The following is a 19,607-nucleotide window of genomic DNA, read 5'->3' on the forward strand; positions in this document are numbered from 1 at the left end:
TTGAGGCAGGTGCATGAAGAAAATGGCAGATACCAAGGCACCTAGAGCCGGCAACTCGGACGCTTTCAAAAGCGGCAAGGTGACCTATCTTTCGCCGCTTCCGCTGCCGACCGGGTTGCCTCCCGTTGACCACTACACTTTCGTACACGATCAAGGTTCGACTTTTTCCTCACATGGGCTTTATGGACGTAAGGAAGGATGAAAACGGGAAGCACATCTTCGAGTAGTCGAAGCTGTATTCTCCGAGTTATGATCAGGCTCGCCCTGTTGCAAAATGCAACTCCTGTAGTAATCTGTACGCATGGTTCGCGGCAATCATTTCAGGAGGGCACCATGGCAACTGCAATTCGAATCGATGACAAACTGATCCGGGAGGCGGCTGCAGAGGCTCAGGTTCAACGTCGTTCTACGCCCAAACAGATCGAATACTGGGCGGAGATTGGCAGGATTGTCGCTGGCGAAGTCTCGGCTGAGGATCTGATGTCCATTGCGCAGGGCAATCGTCGGGTAAAGGTGGAGCCGTTAGTTCCGGAGCCGGTATCCGGTGATGAATTATGGGCTGAGGTGGATGCTGCCCGTGATTCCGGTGAGCTAGCTAAGATTATTGCTAATAATCGTGTTGTCTATCAGCGTTCACCAAACAAACCGGGCTATCTGCAGGCTATCCATCCTGATGGTACCCGGCAAACCGGTGTTTTCAGAAATGGAGTTTTTGAGGCGCTGAATGATCGAGACAACGCAGCCTGAACTTTGGATATTGGTCGGCGGCAATGGGGCCGGCAAGTCGACTTTTTATGAAAAATTTCTGGCTCGCCGAAATTTTCCGTTCATCAACGCAGATAACATTGCCAGGAGCCTCTGGCCGGATGAGCCAGAGAAACACAGCTATGCGGCGGCTTTAATTGCCGAAAAGGAAAGATTTCGTTTTCTGGAGGAGGGCAGCAGCTTTTGCTTTGAAACAGTGTTTTCTCATCCATCGAAGCTGGACTTTCTGGGTGCTGCCAAAGCGGCGGGCTTTCGAATCCGAATGGTTTACTTCCATCTCGATTTTGTGGCGCTGAACAAGGCTCGGGTGTCCTCTCGGGTAAAGGCGGGAGGGCATGGAGTTCCTGAGAAGAAGATCGAAGATCGCATCCCTCGTACCATGCAGAATGTGAAGGCAAGCATTGGCTTGGTAGACGAACTTTATCTTGTTGACAACTCCAGTGCCGAGAAGCCGTTTTTGCGAGTGGCCGAGCATCGTGGGGCAAAGTGGGTGCTGCATCAGGACGTCTTGCCGGAGTGGGCTGAGGTTTTTATCAGGATGTAGTTCCGTCATACTTTACTCTTGGGCGTCAAGCAGGCCACTCCCCCGGCACCACAAACCACCGCTCCCTCTCAACCCAACACCCAATCCCTGGCTGCCACTCCACCCGCGCAAACAACACCGGCACGCCCTGGGCCTCCACAAATGCCACGGCCTCCCGCGCCACCTCACTATCGGGCCGTTCATCCTGTCTCCAAGGCCCAATCCAATGTGGCTTTTTCAGGGGCACCCAGTCCGTCAGATCCAAGTTCACCAAATTCCGGGCGTAGCACCATCGCCCCTGCCTATGGCCCGCCGGCACATAGTCCGGAAGTGCCACCCTGTCATCCGGATAGAACAGATACCCCGGCAGAAACACTCGCGGAATAATCGGCTCTGAAATCCCCAGATCTGCTAACAGCGCCTGCGCTTCCTCCCGCTGTGCCATGGGGCTCTGGTGGCTGAGCATTCTGTCTACTTTCAGGTCCAGGCGGTCCTTGGCGTTTGGCCCGTACCACTTGGTAATGTCGGGGCGTTCGTTGACGCCCAGGTAGTATTTGATGGCAATTTCATGGTGTTCCAGGCACCGGGTGTGTGGATTCCGCACCAGAAAATCCAGCTCGCCGATGGTTCGGTTGCCGGCCTTGATCTGCTGGTTTTTTAGCAGCAGTTCCCAACCTAGAAGGTCGACCAGGAGCACTTCGTACAAACGCTCAAAGTAATGGCCAAGGCGGCGCTCGGTAGTGGCCGCGAGTCTTGCTGGCATGGTGTCCGGGTGCTTGTCCCAGTGTTTGAGTTTGTCGAGGTAATCATCGGGCAGCCACTGCAGTGGCTCAAAGCTCACGGGGGTGGCCAGGAGTTGCGGTGCCGTGCACAGCCAGGCGAGATGCCGGATGGCTGGTATCTGCAGGTTGAGCAGGGTTTCGGTTTCTGCGTTTGTCGTCATGGCCTGAGAATAACGTAAACTGGGCGTGTTTGAGAGTCACGAAACCACAGGAGCCCTATATGCAATACCTGCACACGATGATTCGGGTCAGCAATCTGGACGACACCCTTCACTTTTTCTGCGATCTGTTGGGCATGGTGGAGATTTCCCGCAAAGACAGTGAGAAGGGCCGTTTCACCCTGGTGTTCCTGGCAGCTCCGGAAGACGAAGCCCGCGCCCGGGAAGACAAGGCGCCAATGATTGAGCTCACCCATAACTGGGACCCGGAGGAGTACACCGGTGGCCGGAATTTCGGGCACCTGGCGTTCCGGGTGGATAACATTTATGCGCTGTGCGAAAAGCTTCAGGCCAACGGCGTTACTATCAATCGCCCGCCTCGGGATGGCCATATGGCCTTTATCCGCACGCCGGATAATATCTCGATTGAACTGCTGCAGAAGGGCGACGCACTGCCAGCGCAGGAGCCCTGGGCCAGTATGGAAAACACCGGTACCTGGTGAGGTCGTGGAGTCTATTGGTCAGACTAAAGTGAGACTCGGTTCACATTTTTGACGCAGGCCTCGGGCGATTTGACCAAGGCCCTGAAACATAACACTCGCTTATCATTTGTTGCGCTATGTAACGCTCTGTTACTAAAACAACAACAAATGAGGTGGTCGTTATGTTCTCCAGAAACGCTCTGGTTGCAGCCGTTATGCTGGGTTTGGTGGGGTGCGGGGGTTCCGGTTCAGAGAACGCCTCCGAGAATACCAATGCCCAGGGCCCGGGGCCGACGGTTCCGGGCACTACGCCGCCCGGTCAGTCTGATGGCAACAGGGGTCTGCCAATAGGTGAGGGCGAGGTGCGGGTTCTGTCCAATCGCGCCGATCTGATCAGCGGTGGTGACGCTCTGATCGACATCGAGGCTGCCAACCCGGGGGCGGCCCGTGTGTTGCTTAACGGACAGGACGTAACGGCGAAGTTCGCGTTGATGGAGTCTGGCCAGCTGCGAGGCCTTGTTACCGGCTTGGCGTTGGGTGATAACACGCTGGAAGTGCTGCTGGATAATCGCAGTAGCCGGCTGGTGAAGACCATCACTAATCACCCGAAAGGTGGGCCGGTATTTTCGGGCCCCCAGGTTCAACCCTGGACCTGCACCAACGCCGCTGCGGTGGACGAGCAATGCAACCAGCCTGCGGAATACCGCCTCAAATATGTTCCTGCGGAGCGCTTTACGCGGTTGTTCACTGAGTTTGATCCGCAAGGCCCTGGCCTGCCGGATGCTTTTTTGCCTTACGACCCGGAAAACCCTCCCGCCGATGACGACATCGCCACTGTGACCACCGATGAAGGCGTTGAAATGCCGTTCATCGTTCGTGTGGAAACCGGTGTGCTGAACAGGGACCGTTACCAGGTAATGTCATTGTTCCAACCTGGAAACGACTGGACCGCCCTGAATCCCCAGGAGCAGTGGAACGGGAAAGTACTGGTTCATCACGGCGGTAACGTAGGGGTGAGTTACGGTATGGGCAGTCCGCCCAACGGTGACATTTCCGGCCTGACTAGCGGTAACGAGCTGTTGCTGGGAGACAGTATTTCCGTGGCGCTGGCCCGGGGTTTTGTAACCCTGTCGACCGCCCAGGCCAACCTTGGCCACAACGTGAACCTGGTCACGGCTGCCGAGTCTTTGATGATGGCCAAGGAACACATCATCGAGAACTATGGCCCGGTTCGTTACACCATTGGCACTGGCTGCTCGGGCGGGGCGATTGCCCAGCAACATATTGCCAATGCCTACCCCGGTATCTATCAGGGGTTGATTGTTCAGTGTTCCTATCCGGATGTCTGGACCACCGCTACCCAGTTCGCGGACTACAACCTGATCAGCAACTACCTTGGGCTGCAGATGCCGGAGGGGCCGGAAGGGTTCTTCTCCTTCATGGCGGATCTGCTAACGAACGGCTTGCTGCCAACCCAGTGGCCTTTTATCTACGGGCACCTGCCGGTCAATCCAGTGGTTTCAGACCTGGCTTTCTTCCCGGCGGCCTACCCGGATCAGGAGGATTGCCGGCGCCTGAAAGACGGCGTTGAGGTCTATCATCCGGAGGAACGACCGGGCGGCCTGCGCTGCGGGTTGATCGATTACATGGTCAACCAGTTTGGCGAGCGGCCACCGGAGGTGTGGTCTGAGAATGAGCAACTGCTGGGCCGGGGTTTTGCCGGTATTCCGCTGGATAACGAAGGGGTTCAGTACGGCCTCAGAGCCCTGCAGCGGGGATTGATTACCGGCCCACAGTTCCTGGATCTAAACCGGGGGATTGGTGGCTTCAACGTGGACATCAAGTATCAGCCAGAGCGCACCCGGGGAGACATCCAGGCCATCACCAATGCCTATCGCACCGGCGCCATCAACACGGCAGAGAATCTTGCCGGTGTGCCGATGATTGATCTGCGAGGCCCGGACCCCGGCTTTGCCCACGATGCCTTCCACTCCTGGCAAACCCGTGCCCGCATTGAGGAGGTTCAGGGCCATTCGCTCAACCATGTCATCTGGTACGGCGCCTTCCCGATCGCCGGGGATACCGTGTTTACCACTGAGGCCCTGTTGACCATGGACCAGTGGCTGGCGGGCATCGAGGCGGATGAGCGGCAGGATAGCCTGCCGGAGAAAGTGATTCGTAACCGGCCCGGCTTCGCCCGTGATCGCTGCCTGTCATTGTCGGGCGCTACCGCCGAATGGGGTGTGATGTTGCCGCTCACCGGTGGCCTGTTGTACCCGGACCCGGTTTTGCCCGGCCTGGAATACTTGCCAACCAACCGATTGCCGGCCGAGATGGGTGAGATCCTGGACGTGGCCACCGGACAGGTGTGCGGCCTGGATCTTGGCGCCCTTGGCTTGCCCTCGCTGGTGACTGATTTGTTGGCGCCGATCACAGACCCGATTGTTGAAACCCAGGCCCTGCTGGTGCAAACCCGGTTTGGTACCCCAAGAACAGTGGCTGGAGATGACATTCGCACCCTGAATAACAAGTGTCAGCTCAAGCCGGTTGACCCTGCGGATTATCCCGCCAATCTGCTCCAAGGTATTTTCACCTCTGAAAACTTTGCCCAGAAGGTTGCGGAGATTTTCCCGAACGGTGTGTGTGACTACAGCAAGCCACCGGTTGGCCAGGTGCCAACCGTCACCTGGATGCACTATGGTGATGCCGAGACGGTGGTGCATGGCGGCGCGCCGCTGAGCAGCAACGATCAGCCTGTTCCGGGGTGGGCTTCACCGGCGTTTGCGGTCACCCTGTCATCCAATCAAGCTGAGTGATCAGGGCCACAGGGTCGGGCTGCGCCTGGCCCTGTGATTGGCTTGCAAGGCATCGGCCCCAACCCCAACCTGAACAGAGTGCGGCCGACTCAGCAAAACCGGCGGCTAACCGTTGCTGTTGGTCGCTCTTCCCCCTAAAATTCCTCGCTGATCAAACACGCATCAGGATGATGCTGCCCCAAACCCAAGGAAGGAGAATGCCGATGGACGATTGGCAAGGGTGCCTTGCGCCCCAGTGTCAGACTGCGCTCTTGCAGGCCCGCAACAATGTCGCCAGCCGCGGTGGTTCGGTGATTACGGTTGAAGACTACCTGTTGGCATTGCTCGATGCCGTTCCTGAGGCAGTTGCGTTTCTGAAACGGCAGGGGGTGGACCTGGACGAACTGATTCGCACCATCCAGGGTGAACAACCCATTGTTGCAGAAGTACGTGGCGATGGGGACCTGTCTTCCCAGCTTATCTACTGGATTTCCAGCACCCGTGAAGCGACCGATCAGCCCTGGCTGGACTGGCCTGTACTGTTGCATGGGCTGGTTCACCTTGCCGAGCGCCTGCAAGACAAAGCCTATGTGGCGGTGCTGGAACTGGTCAGCCACTGGCCGAGTGCGGAGGGTGAAGCCTGCACGCCTCCGGCTTCCCCTGACCAACCTTTCAGCCCCGTTACGGTGACTGATCCAGCCTGGTTGCAGCTGGCTGAGGACGTTGTGGTGGCTTTATCCGCAAACCGGAATGGGTTGATCTGGGTAGCAGGCCCCAGTGGTAGCGGAAAAACCGCCTGGCTGAGGATGTTGCTGGCGACGCCGGGATTCTCGTGGGTGCAGATGGACTTGCGCCGCCAGGCAGAGGTGATGGCGTCCGATCAGCCGGTGGTCCCATCAGGCGGGGGCGGAGTCGCACAGTGGCCAGCGATGATTCTGGACAATGTGGCACCGCTCGACCTACTGGAACTGATGAGCATGCCGGATGGTGCTGTTCGGGAACTGGTGACAGGATGGCAGGGGCCAATCCTGATGCTGGCATCAGACGACAGGGGTAAAGGACGAACAGACAACAGCCGGTTGACCGCCATTCTGGGCCGGGAGTTGGAAACCATGGCGATGCCGGGTGTTAGCGAGGCGCAGAGAAGAGCGATCTTGACAGCACACCAGCCAGCCATCGAAAAGCGTTGGAACCTGCAATTGTCGCCGGCAGCGATGGAGTACGCGGCGTCCCGCCAAACACGAAGTATAGCAACGCCCGGCGGTATGCTCGAATGGTTGCACCGGGCAGCCGCCAGGCTTGACCTGTTTGCCAGCCGGGGACCGCTGGAGGCGGTGGCTCTGGCGGCAGAACACGACACCCTTCGGCGCCAGTCCCTGGTGGCCCTCGCCCGGGGTGAGTGTGCTGAGCGGGTAGAGCTGCAGATACAACAACTGGATCTTGAACAAGCCGCCGCTGAGGTGGTTTGGCACGAACGTAAGCGTTCCGGCACCCTGCGCCGGTTATTGGTGGAGGATCTTCGCCAGGAACTGGAACGATGGGTTGCAGCCAGGCCCGGGCCGGTTCACTATGTGCTGAATTGTGAACAACAGCAGGGAGATACCTTGGGTGCAGGACCTGGAAATTTATATTCGTGATCTGGAACCGGCGGCCATATCCGGTTGGCTGGAGAACCAGCTTGATGACGTTCAACTGGACGATTCGGATGTCACGTCGGTGGTGAAGGGAAGTGCGTTGTTCAATGGTACCCGTTTGCGGATTACCCTGTATCCCGGCGCCTTTGGAAAGCGGTTTACCTCTGTGCTGATGGAAGGCGACGATTTGCCCTGGAACAGTGACCTGGACTGCGCCCGAAGTGCCTGGCGGGCCATGGAAGGGGAGATACGGTGCAGCACCGGTGACTGGAAAGAGGGCGATCCGGTGGAAGATGAGAAGTGGTGGCGCCTGGACCACCGGGGTGAACAACGGGTGGTTTGGAACTGAACCGATCGCCAGAAGGTAAAAAGGCAGCCATTGGAGGCTGCCTTTTTCGTATTCCGTGCTTTGAAATTACTCGCTCAGGATAGACACGTTGTCTGCTTGCAGGCCTTTGTCGGCTTCCACAACGTTGAACCGAACCAGTTGGCCCTGACGCAAGACGCGACGACCACGACCGCGAATGGCGCGGAAATGTACGAAGATCTCGTCGCCGCTGTCGCGGACGATGAAGCCAAAGCCTTTCTTGACGTTGAACCACTTGACGGTGCCTTCTTCATCACCTTCCGGTGTGGTGTCGTCAAAATCGTCTTCTTCGTCATCATAAACGTTGTTCTGGCGACTGTTGCGTGCCGGGCGGCTCTGGCTTCTGGAAGCCGGCGCTGCGGAGGGCTGCTTGGTGGCAAGCGCGATGGCCAGAAAACCGGTGATGGCAAAAATAACAAAGGCAATCAGGTACGCTGCAAGGCCTCCAACACTGCCCAGTGCCTCGGCGAGGTTGCCAGCGCTCAGCGCGGCCAGGAATTGCGGTGTGACAGACAGCAGCAGAAACAGTACCAGGGGTGCCGGAATGGCGATCATAAGGGAAAGACGGATCGCTTTGGCTGGATTACGCATTGGCTGAATATTCTCCATGGGTTAACACTAACGATAAAAAGCCAGACATCGGGTAACATGGCATGCCCGGCCAATGAACGCCGCCAATGTTCAATGTTGGCGGTAAAAGGCGGCATCATACCAGATTACCGAAAGGGCTGACCAAATCTCATGAGCAAAAAGACACTGGAAGACAGGCTTGCAGAGCTGGAAATGCGACTTGCGTTCCAGGACGATGTGATCAATACCCTGAGTGAGCAGGTGGCGAAGCAGGAGATGGATATTCGGGAGCTGTGGGATGCCAAGAAGGTGCTGCACAAGCAGTTGAAGGATATTTCGCCTTCGAATATCAAGGCGGAGGAGGATGAGACTCCGCCTCCGCATTATTGAATTTGGAGAAGGTCCGAGAATCCGGGGTCAGACCCCAGCGCGGCCTTAGGGCCCACTGACGCGCCGGGGTCTGACCCCTCGGAGTATGTGGCCCAAGCGCGCTGGGGTCTGACCCCTCAGAGTTAGCCTAGCAGTTCTTCCAGTATCTGTTCGTAGATTTCAGAAAGGGTATCCAGGTCTTCGGCCTTTACGCATTCGTCCACTTTGTGGATGGTGGCGTTGATGGGGCCGAGTTCTACTACCTGTGCTCCAGTCGGTGCGATGAAGCGACCATCAGAGGTGCCGCCGGAGGTGGACAGCTCGGTCTCGCGGCCGGTGACGGAGCGGATGGCGTTCTGGCTGGCGGCAACCAGGGCGCCCTGGTCGGTGAGGAAGGGGCGGCCGCTTAGGTGCCACTGCAAATCGTACTTGAGCTGGTGCCGGTCCAGAATGGCCACTACCCGCTCTTCAAGGCTTTCTGCGGTGTTTTCCGTGCAGTAGCGGAAGTTGAAGTGCACCAGGCATTCGCCGGGAATGATGTTGCTGCCCACGCCGGATTCAATCCGGGTGATCTGGAACGTGGTCGGCGGGAAGAAGTCGTTGCCGTTGTCCCAGAATTCCCTGGCCAGTGCGTCCAGCGCCGGCGCCACCGTGTGTACGGGGTTCTCTGCCAGGTGTGGGTAGGCCACGTGGCCTTGTACACCGTGCACCGTCAGGTAGCCGTGCAGGGAGCCCCGGCGGCCGTTCTTGATGACATCACCCACTTGATGGGTGCTGGAGGGCTCGCCAATCAGGCACCAGTCCATCTTTTCGTTACGGGCTTCCAGGGTTTCTACCACTTTCACCGTGCCGTCCTGGGCGGGGCCTTCTTCATCGCTGGTGATCAAGAGGGCAATGGAGCCGCGGTGCTCAGGGTTGTTCGCCACAAACCGTTCGCAGGCGGTAATGAAGGCCGCCAGACTGCCCTTCATGTCTGCCGCGCCCCGGCCATACAGATAGCCATCTTTGATCACGGGATCAAACGGCGGGTGGGCCCAGTTTTTCTCCGGGCCGGTTGGCACCACATCGGTATGGCCGGCAAACGCCAGTACCGGGCCGTCTGAGCCCTTGCGGGCCCACAGGTTATCCGTGTCACCAAACCGCAGGTTCTCGCCTGCAAAGCCCAACGGCGCCAGGCGGGACATCATTAGCTCCTGACAGCCGGCGTCATCCGGCGTAACCGAGCGGCGGCGAATGAGGTCCATGGCGAGTTCTAAAGTGGGTGATAATGACATGCGGGAAACCTGTGTAAAAAAAGAAAATTTGCCACGGACAACACGGACGTTCACGGACATCAAGGAGGGTTTTGTCCGTGATTGTCCGTGTCGTCCGTGGCTAAATCACGCTTTTAGTTGTTAGCGTGCAGCTCTTCGTTCAGTTCAATGGCAGACTTATTGGTTTTGCACTCGACCGCGCCGGTCAGGCTGTTGCGACGGAACAGCAGGTCGTTCTTGCCGGCCAGGTCGCGGGCCTTGATGACTTCTACCTGCTCGTTGTTGTCATCCAGCAGGTTCACCTTGGTGCCAGAGGTGATGTACAGGCCAGCTTCAACGGTGCAGCGATCGCCCAAGGGGATGCCGATGCCGGCGTTGGCGCCGAGCAGGCAGTTTTCGCCCACGGAGATGATGATGTTGCCGCCACCAGACAGGGTACCCATGGTGGAGCAGCCACCGCCCAGGTCAGAGCCCTTGCCGATCATCACGCCGGCAGAAATGCGGCCTTCGATCATGCTGGTGCCTTCGGTGCCGGCGTTGAAGTTGATAAAGCCCTCGTGCATCACGGTGGTGCCTTCGCCCACATAGGCGCCCAGACGAACACGGGCGGTATCGGCAATACGCACACCTTTGGGTACCACGTAGTCGGTCATCTGCGGGAACTTGTCGACCGATTTCACTTCCAGGGTGCGGCCCTCAATACGGGCCTGCAGCTGGCGCTCTGGCAGTTCGTTCAGGTCGACGGCGCCTTCGTTGGTCCAGGCCAGGTTCGGCAGCAGGCCGAAAATGCCGTCCAGCTTTACACTGTGGGGCTTGGCCAGCCGGTGGGAGATCAGGTGCAGCTTCAGATACACTTCCGGGGTGCTGGAGGCGGTATCGTCGGTAGCCAGCACGGTAACAACCACAGGGCGCTTGCTCTCGGCCGCTTTTTCCGCAAGTTTCGCCTGGTCGGTTTGGCCCAGCTGGCGCAGGGCGTTGGCAAACCTGGTCAGTTGCTCGGCTTTAACATCAATGGCCTGGTTACCGCCTTTGTAGTCCAGCGCGGTTTCAACCACGTCGATCAGGTCTTTGCCTGGGGTCATGATCGGCTGCTGGTAATACACCTCCAGCCATTCGCCCTGGTTATTCTGGGTGCCGATGCCAATGCCGAATGCAAAACTCATCTGATCTGCTCCTGTGCTCAATAATTGAAAGAATGTTTGCCACCGACACTCACTGACCTGCACGGACAAAAAAGAATTCTTAATCACTTGTCCGTGTGCGTCTGTGAGTGTCCGTGGCTGAAATAATTAATCAGTCCACGCAGACCATTGGTCTGCGTTAAAGCCCACGGTCACTTCGTCGCCCCGCTCAACCACCGGGCGTTTGATGATGGAGGTATTCTCCAGCATGATCTGGTGGGCGCTTTGGGCGCTAATGGTATCACGAAGCTCGTCGGGAAGTTTTCGCCAGGTCGTGCCCCGCTTGTTGATCAGGGTTTCCCAGCCTATGGCCTGCGCCCACTGGCTCAGCTTCTCGCTGGTCAGGCCGTCTTTCTTGAAGTCGTGGAATTCGTAGGCGATGCCGTTGTCGTCCAGCCACTTTCGGGCTTTTTTCACCGTGTCGCAGTTTCTAATGCCATATAGCTTCATAGTTTTAATGCCTTTTTTGCCACGGACACACACGGACCGGCACGGACAATATCAGTAACTCCTAATCACTTGTCCGTGAGCGTCTGTGAGAGTCCGTGGCTAATCAGTAATTTCTGACGAACTCCGCGATTCGCTGGGCTGCTTCCACACACTCCTCCAGTGGTGCTACCAGCGCCATGCGCACTCGGTTCTCACCTGGGTTGTGGCCATCTACCGTTCGGGACAGGTACCGGCCGGGCAGCACGTGCACGTTCTGTTGTGCAGACAGCTCCTTGGCGAAGGTTTCATCATCCATCGGCGTTTCCGGCCATAGATAGAAACCGGCATCCGGGAAGTCCACGTTCATCACTTCGCGCAGGATGGGCACCACCGCTTCGAACTTGGCCCGGTAGGCGGCGCGGTTTTCCCGCACGTGGTCTTCATCACTCCAGGCGGCAATGCTGGCCAACTGGTTGTGAACGGGCATGGCGCAGCCGTGGTAGGTGCGGTACTTCAGGTAGCCGGTCAGTACCTCGGCATCACCGGCCACAAAGCCGGAGCGCAGGCCGGGCAGGTTGCTGCGCTTGGACAGGCTGTGGAACACAATGCAGCGCTTGAAGTCGTGACGACCGATGGCCGCGCAGGTTTGCAGCAGGCCTTCGGGCGGGGTGGCTTCGTCCGGGTAGAGTTCGGAATAGCATTCATCGGAGGCGACCAGAAAGTCGTGACGGTCGGCCAGTTCGATAACCTTTACCAGAGTCTCCCGGGGGATGACTGCGCCGCTGGGGTTACCCGGGGAGCACAGGAACAAGACCTGGCAGTCTTTCCAGACTGATTCCGGCACCGCGTCGAAATCCGGAATAAAGTTGTTGCTGTTATCACAGGGCAGGTACACGGGGTCGGCGCCGGCCAGGAAAGCGGCACCCTCGTAGATCTGGTAGAACGGATTCGGGCTTACCACGGTGGCCGGTTTGCTGGTATCGACCACCGCCTGAACCAGGGCGAAAATGGCCTCACGGGTACCGTTGACCGGAACCACGTTGCGCGCTGGGTCGAGGGTGCCCTCGGCCAGTTGAAAGCGCTTGCTGGCCCATGTGGCGATGGCTTCGCGCAGTTCGTCGATGCCTTTGGTGGTGGGGTAGTTGGCCAGTTTGTCCAGGTTGTCGGCGATCACCTGTTTCACGAATGCGGGTGATGGGTGCTTGGGCTCGCCAATTCCCAGAGAGATGGGTTTCAGGTGTTCAGGCACCGTAATGCCGGCTTTCAGTTTGGCCAGCTTTTCAAACGGGTAAGGGTGAAGTCTTTCGAGATTCGGGTTCATTGAATGTCGTCCAGCATTTTGCAAAGGTCCTGTTGCAGGGCCTGGCACACGCCCGGGTCGCGCAGTGGCTCTCCGTGTTCATCGGTGATGAAGAACACGTCTTCCACGCGCTCGCCCAGGGTGGCGATCTTGGCGTTGGTCAGTCGCACCCGGTGTTCCAGCAGCACCTGGCCGATGCGGGCCAGAAGGCCGGGGCGGTCCGGGGTGATGACTTCCATCACCGTGCGCTGATTGATGGTGTCATTGGAAAACGTCACTTCGGTTGGGAAAGCAAAGTGCTTCAGCTGCCGGGGCGTGCGCCGGTGGATGATGTCCGGGTAGTCTTCCGGGTCATCGAGTTCTTCGATCAGGCGCTTGCGCACTCTTTCCTTGCGGGCCGGATCAACGCCCAGTGGCTGACCCTGTTCATCCAATACCACGTAGGAGCTGATCGAGTGGGGGCCTTCGCTGGAGTTGATGCGGGCATCCACGATGTTCAGGTTTAGCTGTTCCAGCACCGCCGTGGTTGCCGCAAACAGGGCAACCCGGTCTTTCATGTAGATAATGATCTGTGAGTAACCGTCTGTCGGCCCGCCCCGGGTGTCACGAATCAGCACCAATGGGTCCGGGTTGTCGCCGTGGCGAATGATGGCTGCCGTCTGCCAGGCAATATCCACGGTGGAATCCTGCAGGAAGTAGTCCTCGTCTACGGTTTCCCAGATAGGATCAATCTGCTCATCGGTCATATTCTGTGCGTGCAGGATTTGACGGGCTTCTTCCCTGGTGGCGCGTATCCAGGCCTGGCGGTCTACTGGCGTGTCGGTGCCACGGCGCAAGGCGCGCTTGGCTTCAATGTAAAGCTGGCGCAGCAAGGATGCGCGCCAGGTGTTCCAGAGTTTTGGATTGGTGGCGCTGATGTCGCACACCGTAAGAATGTACAGGTAATCCAGATGGGCCTGGCTGGGCATTGCGCGGGCAAAGGCCTGGATGATGTCCGGGTCTGAAATGTCCTTGCGCTGGGCGGTCATGGACATCAGCAGGTGGTTTTCCACCAGCCATGACACCAGCTGGGTGTCCCGCTCACTCAAGTGGTGGCGTTCACAGAAGGCTTCTGCGTCAATGGCGCCCAGTTCTGAGTGGTCACCGCCACGGCCCTTGGCCACATCGTGATACAGGCCAGCAATAAACAGCGTTTCCAGTTTGGGCAACCGATGAATCAGCCGGGAGGCCAGGGGGTATTCATTGCGCACGTCGGTACTGTTCAGCCGCGCCATATTGCGGATCACGCGCATGGTGTGGGCATCGACCGTGTATATATGGAAGAGGTCGTGCTGCATCTGGCCGATGATCTGGCCAAACTCCGGCAGGTAGCGGCCCAGTACGTTGTACTTTTTCATGGCAGACAGAGTCTGGTCCAGGGCGTGTGGCGTGCGTAACAGTTCCATGAACAGGGTGGTGACTGCCAGGTCGGACCGGAAGGCGTCGTCAATCAGGTGCCGGTGAGCCCTTAAGGAGCGGATGGTGGTCGCACGGATGCCCTTGATTTCAGGGTGCTGGGCCATCAGTACGAAGATTTCCATGATGGCGTAGGGGGCGTAGGCGAATACCTGGTTGTTGATGGCTTCTATATACAGGTTGCGAATTTGGAAGCGTTTGTTCAGGGGGCGGATTTCGTCTTCACTGCCCTCGCCGATAATGGCTTCGTCGTAGTACTGCAGGATAACGTCAGCCAGCTCCGCCAGGGCCAGCACCGTGCGGTAGTAGGACTGCATCATCAGCTCTACGCCCAGCCGTTTGCCTTCATCTTTGTAGCCGAGCATTTCCGCGAGCGCACGTTGATGGTCAAACAGCAGCCGGTTTTCATTGCGGTCGGCGATCAGTTGCAGGCCATAACGCAATTGCCAGAGGAAGGTTTCGCCCTGGTGCAGGATCTGGTGTTCTTCTTCGGTCAGAATGCTGAAGCGGGTGAGGTCGGCAATGTTCTGCAGGCCAAAGTGGCGTTTGGTGATCCAGCCGATGGTCTGGATGTCCCGAAGCGCGCCGGGGGAACCTTTAACGTTCGGCTCCAGGTTGTATTCGGTGTCGCCGTACTTTTTGTGGCGCTGTTGCTGCTCTTCCCGCTTGGCCAGAAAGTAGTCACGATCCGAGCTGACCTCGTCGGAATAGACCAGCTCACTGAGCTCTGCCCGCAGTCCATCGGGGCCGGCGATGGTTCGGGTCTCCAGCAGGTTGGTCAGGATGGTGATGTCCTGCCGGGCGGAGGAGAGGCACTCTTCCATGCTGCGCACACTGTGACCGATATCCAGCTTGAGGTCCCAGAGCAGGGTAACGAATGCGCCCAGGTCATCCTGCCAGGCCTCTTCTATGCCGTGGCGGGTCAGGATAAGCAGGTCTATGTCTGAGTGGGGGTGTAGTTCGCCGCGCCCGTAGCCGCCGACGGCGACCAGGGCAATGTCGGAGGAGCGGGAAAATGGGTACCGATTCCAGATCAGCCTGAGCACTTTGTCTATGGTGTTGGCTCTGGCATGAACCAGGGCTCTTACATCGGCACCCTGGCGGAAAGCTTCGGCGTCAGCATTATAGCTTTCCCGTAACAGTTCCCTGGCGGCAAATACCGGTGAGGTGTCGTTGCTGATACGGGATTCCAGCTCGCTTCGGTCCACTTAGAATGACTCTTCCGATCGTTTGGTCAGCACTTCATAGCCGTCAGCGGTCACCAGGATGGTGTGCTCCCACTGGGCAGACAGTTTGTGGTCCTTGGTGACCACCGTCCAGCCATCGGCCATCAGCTTGGTTTGGTATTTGCCCTGGTTGATCATCGGTTCGATGGTGAAGGTCATGCCTTCCTGCAGTTCCATCCCGGTGTCGGGCTTGCCGTAATGCATCACCTGCGGCTCCTCGTGGAACACCTTGCCAATGCCGTGGCCGCAGTAGTCTCTTACCACGGAATAACGATGTTTCTCGGCATGCTGCTGGATGACGTGGCCAATGTCGCCCAGGCGGGTGCCGGGTTTGACCAGTTCAATACCTTTATATAGGCACTCCTGGGTGATCTGGATCAGGCGTTCGGTACCGGGCTTGGGTTTGCCAACGACCCACATCTTGCTGGTGTCGCCGTGGTACTCATCCTTTATAACGGTGACGTCAATGTTAATGATGTCGCCGTCTTTCAGAATTTTCTTTTCGGTCGGGATACCGTGGCAGATCACATGATTGACCGATGTACAGATGGATTTCGGGAAACCCTTGTAGTTGAGCGGCGCCGGAATAGCCTGCTGTTTGTTGACGATGTAATCGTGGGCGATGCTGTTGAGCTCCTCGGTAGAAATTCCGGGCTTTACGTGTTCGTCCAGCATTTCCAGAACTTCGGCCGCCAGCCGGCCGGCCACGCGCATTTTTTCAATTTCTTCGGGAGTCTTGATGGATACTTGCATCGCTATACCTGTTGATTTGCATCAAACAGGCATTTTAAGGGCCTGAGGGGTCAGGTACAAGGCGAGCTGCCTGCTATCGTGACTATAGGGTTGCGCTAAAAATAATGGCACCCCGGTGTCGCTTTATGGTATAAACGCGCCCGCCGGAAACGAATCCGGCAAATTCACACACGTGTCAGCACGTTGTCCCAGGGTGCCAGCTCCTGTTTAAAGGAGGCTGGTTGGGGCAATCGGACGCGTGGAGGACTAACCCGAAGCTAAAAGGTAAATATCATGGCTCAGGTAAATATGCGTGACCTGCTCAAAGCAGGTGCTCACTTTGGTCACCAGACCCGTTACTGGAACCCGAAAATGGGTAAGTACATTTTCGGTGCCCGCAACAAGATTCATATCATCAACCTTGAGCAGACTGTTCCTGCCATGAACGAAGCGCTGAATGTGATTCAGCAGCTGGCAGAGAGCAAGAACAAGATCCTGTTCGTTGGCACCAAGCGTGCTGCGTCCAAGATCATCAAGGAAGAAGCTCAGCGTTCCGGCCAGCCCTACGTTAACCATCGCTGGTTGGGTGGCATGCTGACCAACTACAAGACCATCCGTCAGTCTATTCGCCGCTACCGTGATCTGGAAGCCCAGAGCAAAGACGGTACTTTCGACAAGCTGACCAAGAAAGAAGCCCTTGAGCGTACCCGTGAAATGGACAAGCTCGAGCGCTCCATCGGTGGTATCAAGGATATGGGCGGCCTGCCTGACGCGCTGTTCGTTATCGACGTGGATCACGAGCGTATCGCTATCAAGGAAGCCAATAAGCTGGGTATTCCTGTTATCGGTGTTGTTGATACCAACAGCGATCCGGACGGCGTTGATTACGTAATCCCGGGTAACGATGACGCCATCCGCGCCATCCAGATCTACGTGAAGGCTGTTGCCGATACCTGCCTGGAAGCTTCCCAGTCTGCAGGCGCTGGCGCTGACGAGTTTGTTGAAGTCAGCGAAGACGCTGCGGGCGCCGCTCCGGCTGCCGAGTAACACTTAAACTTCACGTTTGAGTTGTAAGGTATGCCCGCTCGTTAATCCGGGCATACCTCCCCACCGAATTCGGAAACGATTAAGAGGACTGAACATGGCTGCAATTACCGCTGCAATGGTCAAAGAGCTGCGTGAGCGTACCGGCCTTGGCATGATGGAATGCAAGAAGGCACTGGTTGAAGCCGGTGGTGACGTTGACGCCGCAATCGAAGAGCTGCGCAAGTCTTCCGGTCTGAAAGCCGCCAAGAAAGCCGGCCGTACCGCCGCTGAAGGCGTGTCTCTGGTTAAAGTGTCTGACGACAACACCGTTGCCTACATTCTGGAAGTGAACTCCGAGACAGACTTTGTTGCTCGTGACGACAACTTCATGAACTTCGCCAACGACGTTCTGAACGTTGCCTTCGAAAAAGGTGAAACCGACGTTGCGGCCCTGATGGCTGGCGATCTGGAAGCCAAGCGTGAGGCGCTGGTTCAGAAGATCGGCGAGAACATCACGGTTCGTCGCATCATCAAGGTGGAAGGTCCGGTTGTGGGCGGTTACGTTCACAGCAACAACAAGATTGCCTCTGTTGTGGCCCTGACTGCAGGTAACGAAGAGCTGGCTCGTGACATCGCGATGCACGTGGCTGCTGTTAACCCGCGCGTTGGCAAGCCCGACGACATGCCGGCTGAAGAGCTGGAAAAAGAGAAAGAGATCATCAAGGCGCAGCCGGATATGGAAGGCAAGCCTGCTGAGATCATCGAAAAGATGATGGGTGGCCGCATCAAGAAGTTCCTGGCTGAGAACAGCCTGATTGAGCAGCCGTTCGTCAAGAACCCCGACCAGAAAGTGGGCGACCTGATCAAAGCGGCCGGTGGCGAGCTGGTTGGTTTCGTTCGCCTGGAAGTGGGTGAAGGCATCGAGAAAGAAGAAGTGGATTTCGCTGCTGAAGTGGCTGCTGCCGCTGGCACAGGCAAGGCCTGATCCTCTTCTGAGCGCTGTCACGCAAGGTGGCAGTGCTTACCTGAGTCTGCCACGTCAGTCGGGTACGCCCGGCTTTCGTGGCGGGCTTGTATCTGAGATACCCCTTTTTCGAGGAGTATGTCAGATACAAGCCTGCAACGGGTTTGCGCCGGATAGCCAACAGACGATAAGGGGATCACCATGCCGACATCTTCAAAAAACCAGCCCAGATACAAGCGTGTTCTGCTGAAGCTCAGTGGCGAGGCCCTGATGGGCGATCACGATTTCGGTATTGATCCCAAAGTTCTTGATCGCATGGCGCTTGAAATCGGTGCCCTGGTCGGTATTGGCGTACAAGTGGGGTTGGTGATTGGCGGTGGTAACCTGTTCCGGGGGGCAGCGCTAAGTGCCGCAGGCCTTGACCGTGTGACGGGGGACCACATGGGTATGCTGGCCACGGTCATGAATGGTCTGGCCATGCGTGATGCGCTTGAACGTTCCAATATCCGGACCCGTGTGATGTCTGCCATTCCAATGAGCGGCATTGTTGAGCATTATGACCGCCGGCGCGCAGTACGTGACCTGAAAGAGGGTGACGTGGTTATTTTCAGCGCAGGTACCGGTAATCCGTTCTTCACCACAGACTCCGCCGCTTGCCTGCGGGGTATCGAGATCGAGGCCGATGCCGTGCTGAAGGCCACCAAGGTTGACGGTGTCTACAATGCGGATCCCCATCTTGACCCCAGCGCTGTAAAATACGATTACCTGACCTACGATGAGGTTCTGGACAAAAAGCTCGGGGTGATGGACCTCACGGCTATCTGCCTGGCCCGGGATCATGGTATGCCGCTGCGCGTGTTCAATATGAGCCAGCCGGGCGTTCTGACCCGCATTGTGACTGGCGAGAAAGAAGGCACATTGATTGAATAATTGGTTGCCGGCTGCGGAAAGATGGCCGGATACTGCACTATAACCAGACGAACGTTTCGAGGATGCTGACGTGATAAACGATATCAAAGCAGATGCCGAGAAGAAGATGAAGAAGAGCCTGGAGGCTCTGCACTCGGCTTTCAACAAGATTCGCACCGGCCGTGCCCACCCTGCGATTCTGGACAGTGTGATGGTGAACTACTACGGTCAGGAAACGCCGCTGAAGCAGATTGCCAGCGTTAACGTTGAAGACAATCGCACCCTGATGGTTGCCCCTTGGGAGAAGAATCTCGTTCCCACCATCGAAAAGGCCATCATGACGTCGGATCTGGGACTGAATCCGTCTACCAGCGGTGATGTGATTCGTGTGCCCATGCCCATGCTGACCGAAGAAACCCGTAAGGAAATGGTCAAGCAGGCGAAAGCGGATGCCGAGCATGGTCGGGTGTCCATCCGTAACGCTCGCCGCGATGCCAACAGCATGATCAAAGACCTGCTCAAAGAAAAAGAGATCAGTGAGGACGATCAGCGCCGGGGCGAAGACGAAGTCCAGAAACTGACTGACAAGTACATCGCTGAAGTCGACAAGATGCTGAAGGCGAAGGAAGAGGACCTGATGGCGGTCTGACCGCCAGGTCCATTCAGTAGAAAGCACGCGGCGGGGTG

General features: G+C 57.4%; 19 protein-coding genes. 11 read left to right on the top strand and 8 right to left on the bottom strand.

Annotation, left to right across the window (positions count from 1 at the left end; all coding sequences use genetic code 11):
* Nucleotides 1-333 precede the first annotated feature (333 nt).
* Nucleotides 334-747, top strand: a complete 414-nt coding sequence (locus ACZ5Q2_RS11020) for a TA system antitoxin ParD family protein (protein ID WP_061333451.1) — start codon at nucleotides 334-336, stop codon at nucleotides 745-747.
* Complete coding sequence (locus ACZ5Q2_RS11025) at nucleotides 725-1,309, top strand: AAA family ATPase (protein WP_061333450.1); 585 nt, start codon at nucleotides 725-727, stop codon at nucleotides 1,307-1,309. Before ACZ5Q2_RS11020 ends, ACZ5Q2_RS11025 begins: the two co-directional genes overlap by 23 nt.
* Before the next feature lie 25 nt (nucleotides 1,310-1,334).
* Here the strand turns inward: ACZ5Q2_RS11025 and ACZ5Q2_RS11030 are convergent, their stop codons facing one another.
* Nucleotides 1,335-2,231 carry a DUF1853 family protein gene (locus ACZ5Q2_RS11030; RefSeq protein ID WP_432210116.1) on the bottom strand — a complete coding sequence of 299 codons (897 nt, stop codon included), beginning with the start codon at nucleotides 2,229-2,231 and terminating at the stop codon, nucleotides 1,335-1,337.
* Between the two features lie 59 nt (nucleotides 2,232-2,290).
* Between ACZ5Q2_RS11030 and ACZ5Q2_RS11035 the strand changes: the two genes are divergently transcribed.
* From ACZ5Q2_RS11035 to ACZ5Q2_RS11050, 4 genes are all read left to right on the top strand, one after another.
* On the top strand, nucleotides 2,291-2,731 hold the full coding sequence (locus ACZ5Q2_RS11035; RefSeq protein WP_044384638.1) for a VOC family protein: 441 nt from the start codon (nucleotides 2,291-2,293) through the stop codon (nucleotides 2,729-2,731).
* A gap of 161 nt (nucleotides 2,732-2,892) precedes the next feature.
* The gene (locus tag ACZ5Q2_RS11040; protein ID WP_432210115.1) at nucleotides 2,893-5,526 is read left to right on the top strand and encodes a DUF6351 family protein; all 2,634 of its coding nucleotides are present in this window, start codon (nucleotides 2,893-2,895) and stop codon (nucleotides 5,524-5,526) included.
* A 203-nt stretch (nucleotides 5,527-5,729) separates the two neighbouring features.
* Complete coding sequence (locus ACZ5Q2_RS11045; protein WP_432210114.1) at nucleotides 5,730-7,142, top strand: hypothetical protein; 1,413 nt, start codon at nucleotides 5,730-5,732, stop codon at nucleotides 7,140-7,142.
* A complete protein-coding gene (locus tag ACZ5Q2_RS11050; protein WP_072676890.1) occupies nucleotides 7,114-7,488 on the top strand; it encodes a hypothetical protein in 375 nt (124 codons plus the stop codon). Before ACZ5Q2_RS11045 ends, ACZ5Q2_RS11050 begins: the two co-directional genes overlap by 29 nt.
* Nucleotides 7,489-7,554: 66 nt before the next feature.
* Here ACZ5Q2_RS11050 and ACZ5Q2_RS11055 read toward each other — a convergent pair whose 3' ends face one another.
* Nucleotides 7,555-8,097: a cold-shock protein gene (locus ACZ5Q2_RS11055; RefSeq protein ID WP_058090268.1), complete on the bottom strand. Its 543-nt coding sequence runs from the start codon at nucleotides 8,095-8,097 to the stop codon at nucleotides 7,555-7,557.
* A gap of 150 nt (nucleotides 8,098-8,247) precedes the next feature.
* On the opposite strand from ACZ5Q2_RS11055, the gene ACZ5Q2_RS11060 reads away from it, so the two are divergent.
* A complete protein-coding gene (locus tag ACZ5Q2_RS11060) occupies nucleotides 8,248-8,466 on the top strand; it encodes a SlyX family protein (RefSeq protein WP_058090267.1) in 219 nt (72 codons plus the stop codon).
* Nucleotides 8,467-8,588: 122 nt separating this feature from the next.
* Here the strand turns inward: ACZ5Q2_RS11060 and dapE are convergent, their stop codons facing one another.
* From dapE to map, 6 genes are all read right to left on the bottom strand, one after another.
* On the bottom strand, nucleotides 8,589-9,719 hold the full coding sequence (gene dapE / locus ACZ5Q2_RS11065) for a succinyl-diaminopimelate desuccinylase (protein WP_432210113.1): 1,131 nt from the start codon (nucleotides 9,717-9,719) through the stop codon (nucleotides 8,589-8,591).
* A gap of 113 nt (nucleotides 9,720-9,832) precedes the next feature.
* Nucleotides 9,833-10,861 (bottom strand): 2,3,4,5-tetrahydropyridine-2,6-dicarboxylate N-succinyltransferase, encoded by a 1,029-nt coding sequence (dapD, locus tag ACZ5Q2_RS11070; protein WP_061333443.1) that lies wholly within the window; start codon nucleotides 10,859-10,861, stop codon nucleotides 9,833-9,835.
* 126 nt (nucleotides 10,862-10,987) lie between these two features.
* On the bottom strand, nucleotides 10,988-11,329 hold the full coding sequence (locus tag ACZ5Q2_RS11075) for an ArsC family reductase (RefSeq protein WP_061333442.1): 342 nt from the start codon (nucleotides 11,327-11,329) through the stop codon (nucleotides 10,988-10,990).
* 103 nt (nucleotides 11,330-11,432) lie between these two features.
* The gene (dapC, locus tag ACZ5Q2_RS11080) at nucleotides 11,433-12,629 is read right to left on the bottom strand and encodes a succinyldiaminopimelate transaminase (protein ID WP_061333441.1); all 1,197 of its coding nucleotides are present in this window, start codon (nucleotides 12,627-12,629) and stop codon (nucleotides 11,433-11,435) included.
* Nucleotides 12,626-15,271, bottom strand: a complete 2,646-nt coding sequence (locus ACZ5Q2_RS11085; RefSeq protein ID WP_061333440.1) for a [protein-PII] uridylyltransferase — start codon at nucleotides 15,269-15,271, stop codon at nucleotides 12,626-12,628. The genes dapC and ACZ5Q2_RS11085 overlap by 4 nt, the downstream gene beginning before the upstream one ends.
* Nucleotides 15,272-16,042: a type I methionyl aminopeptidase gene (map, locus tag ACZ5Q2_RS11090; RefSeq protein WP_061333439.1), complete on the bottom strand. Its 771-nt coding sequence runs from the start codon at nucleotides 16,040-16,042 to the stop codon at nucleotides 15,272-15,274.
* A 273-nt stretch (nucleotides 16,043-16,315) separates the two neighbouring features.
* On the opposite strand from map, the gene rpsB reads away from it, so the two are divergent.
* The 4 genes from rpsB (at nucleotide 16,316) to frr (ending at nucleotide 19,569) form a co-directional block, all read left to right on the top strand.
* Nucleotides 16,316-17,068 carry a 30S ribosomal protein S2 gene (gene rpsB / locus ACZ5Q2_RS11095; RefSeq protein ID WP_058090260.1) on the top strand — a complete coding sequence of 251 codons (753 nt, stop codon included), beginning with the start codon at nucleotides 16,316-16,318 and terminating at the stop codon, nucleotides 17,066-17,068.
* A gap of 94 nt (nucleotides 17,069-17,162) precedes the next feature.
* A complete protein-coding gene (gene tsf / locus ACZ5Q2_RS11100; RefSeq protein WP_061333438.1) occupies nucleotides 17,163-18,032 on the top strand; it encodes a translation elongation factor Ts in 870 nt (289 codons plus the stop codon).
* A 180-nt stretch (nucleotides 18,033-18,212) separates the two neighbouring features.
* Entirely contained in the window at nucleotides 18,213-18,941 is a 729-nt protein-coding gene (gene pyrH, locus ACZ5Q2_RS11105) for a UMP kinase (protein WP_058090258.1), read from the top strand.
* A 70-nt stretch (nucleotides 18,942-19,011) separates the two neighbouring features.
* Nucleotides 19,012-19,569 carry a ribosome recycling factor gene (gene frr / locus ACZ5Q2_RS11110; protein ID WP_061333437.1) on the top strand — a complete coding sequence of 186 codons (558 nt, stop codon included), beginning with the start codon at nucleotides 19,012-19,014 and terminating at the stop codon, nucleotides 19,567-19,569.
* Nucleotides 19,570-19,607: the final 38 nt, after the last annotated feature.

The sequence above is a fragment of the Marinobacter alkaliphilus genome (genome assembly GCF_055394375.1).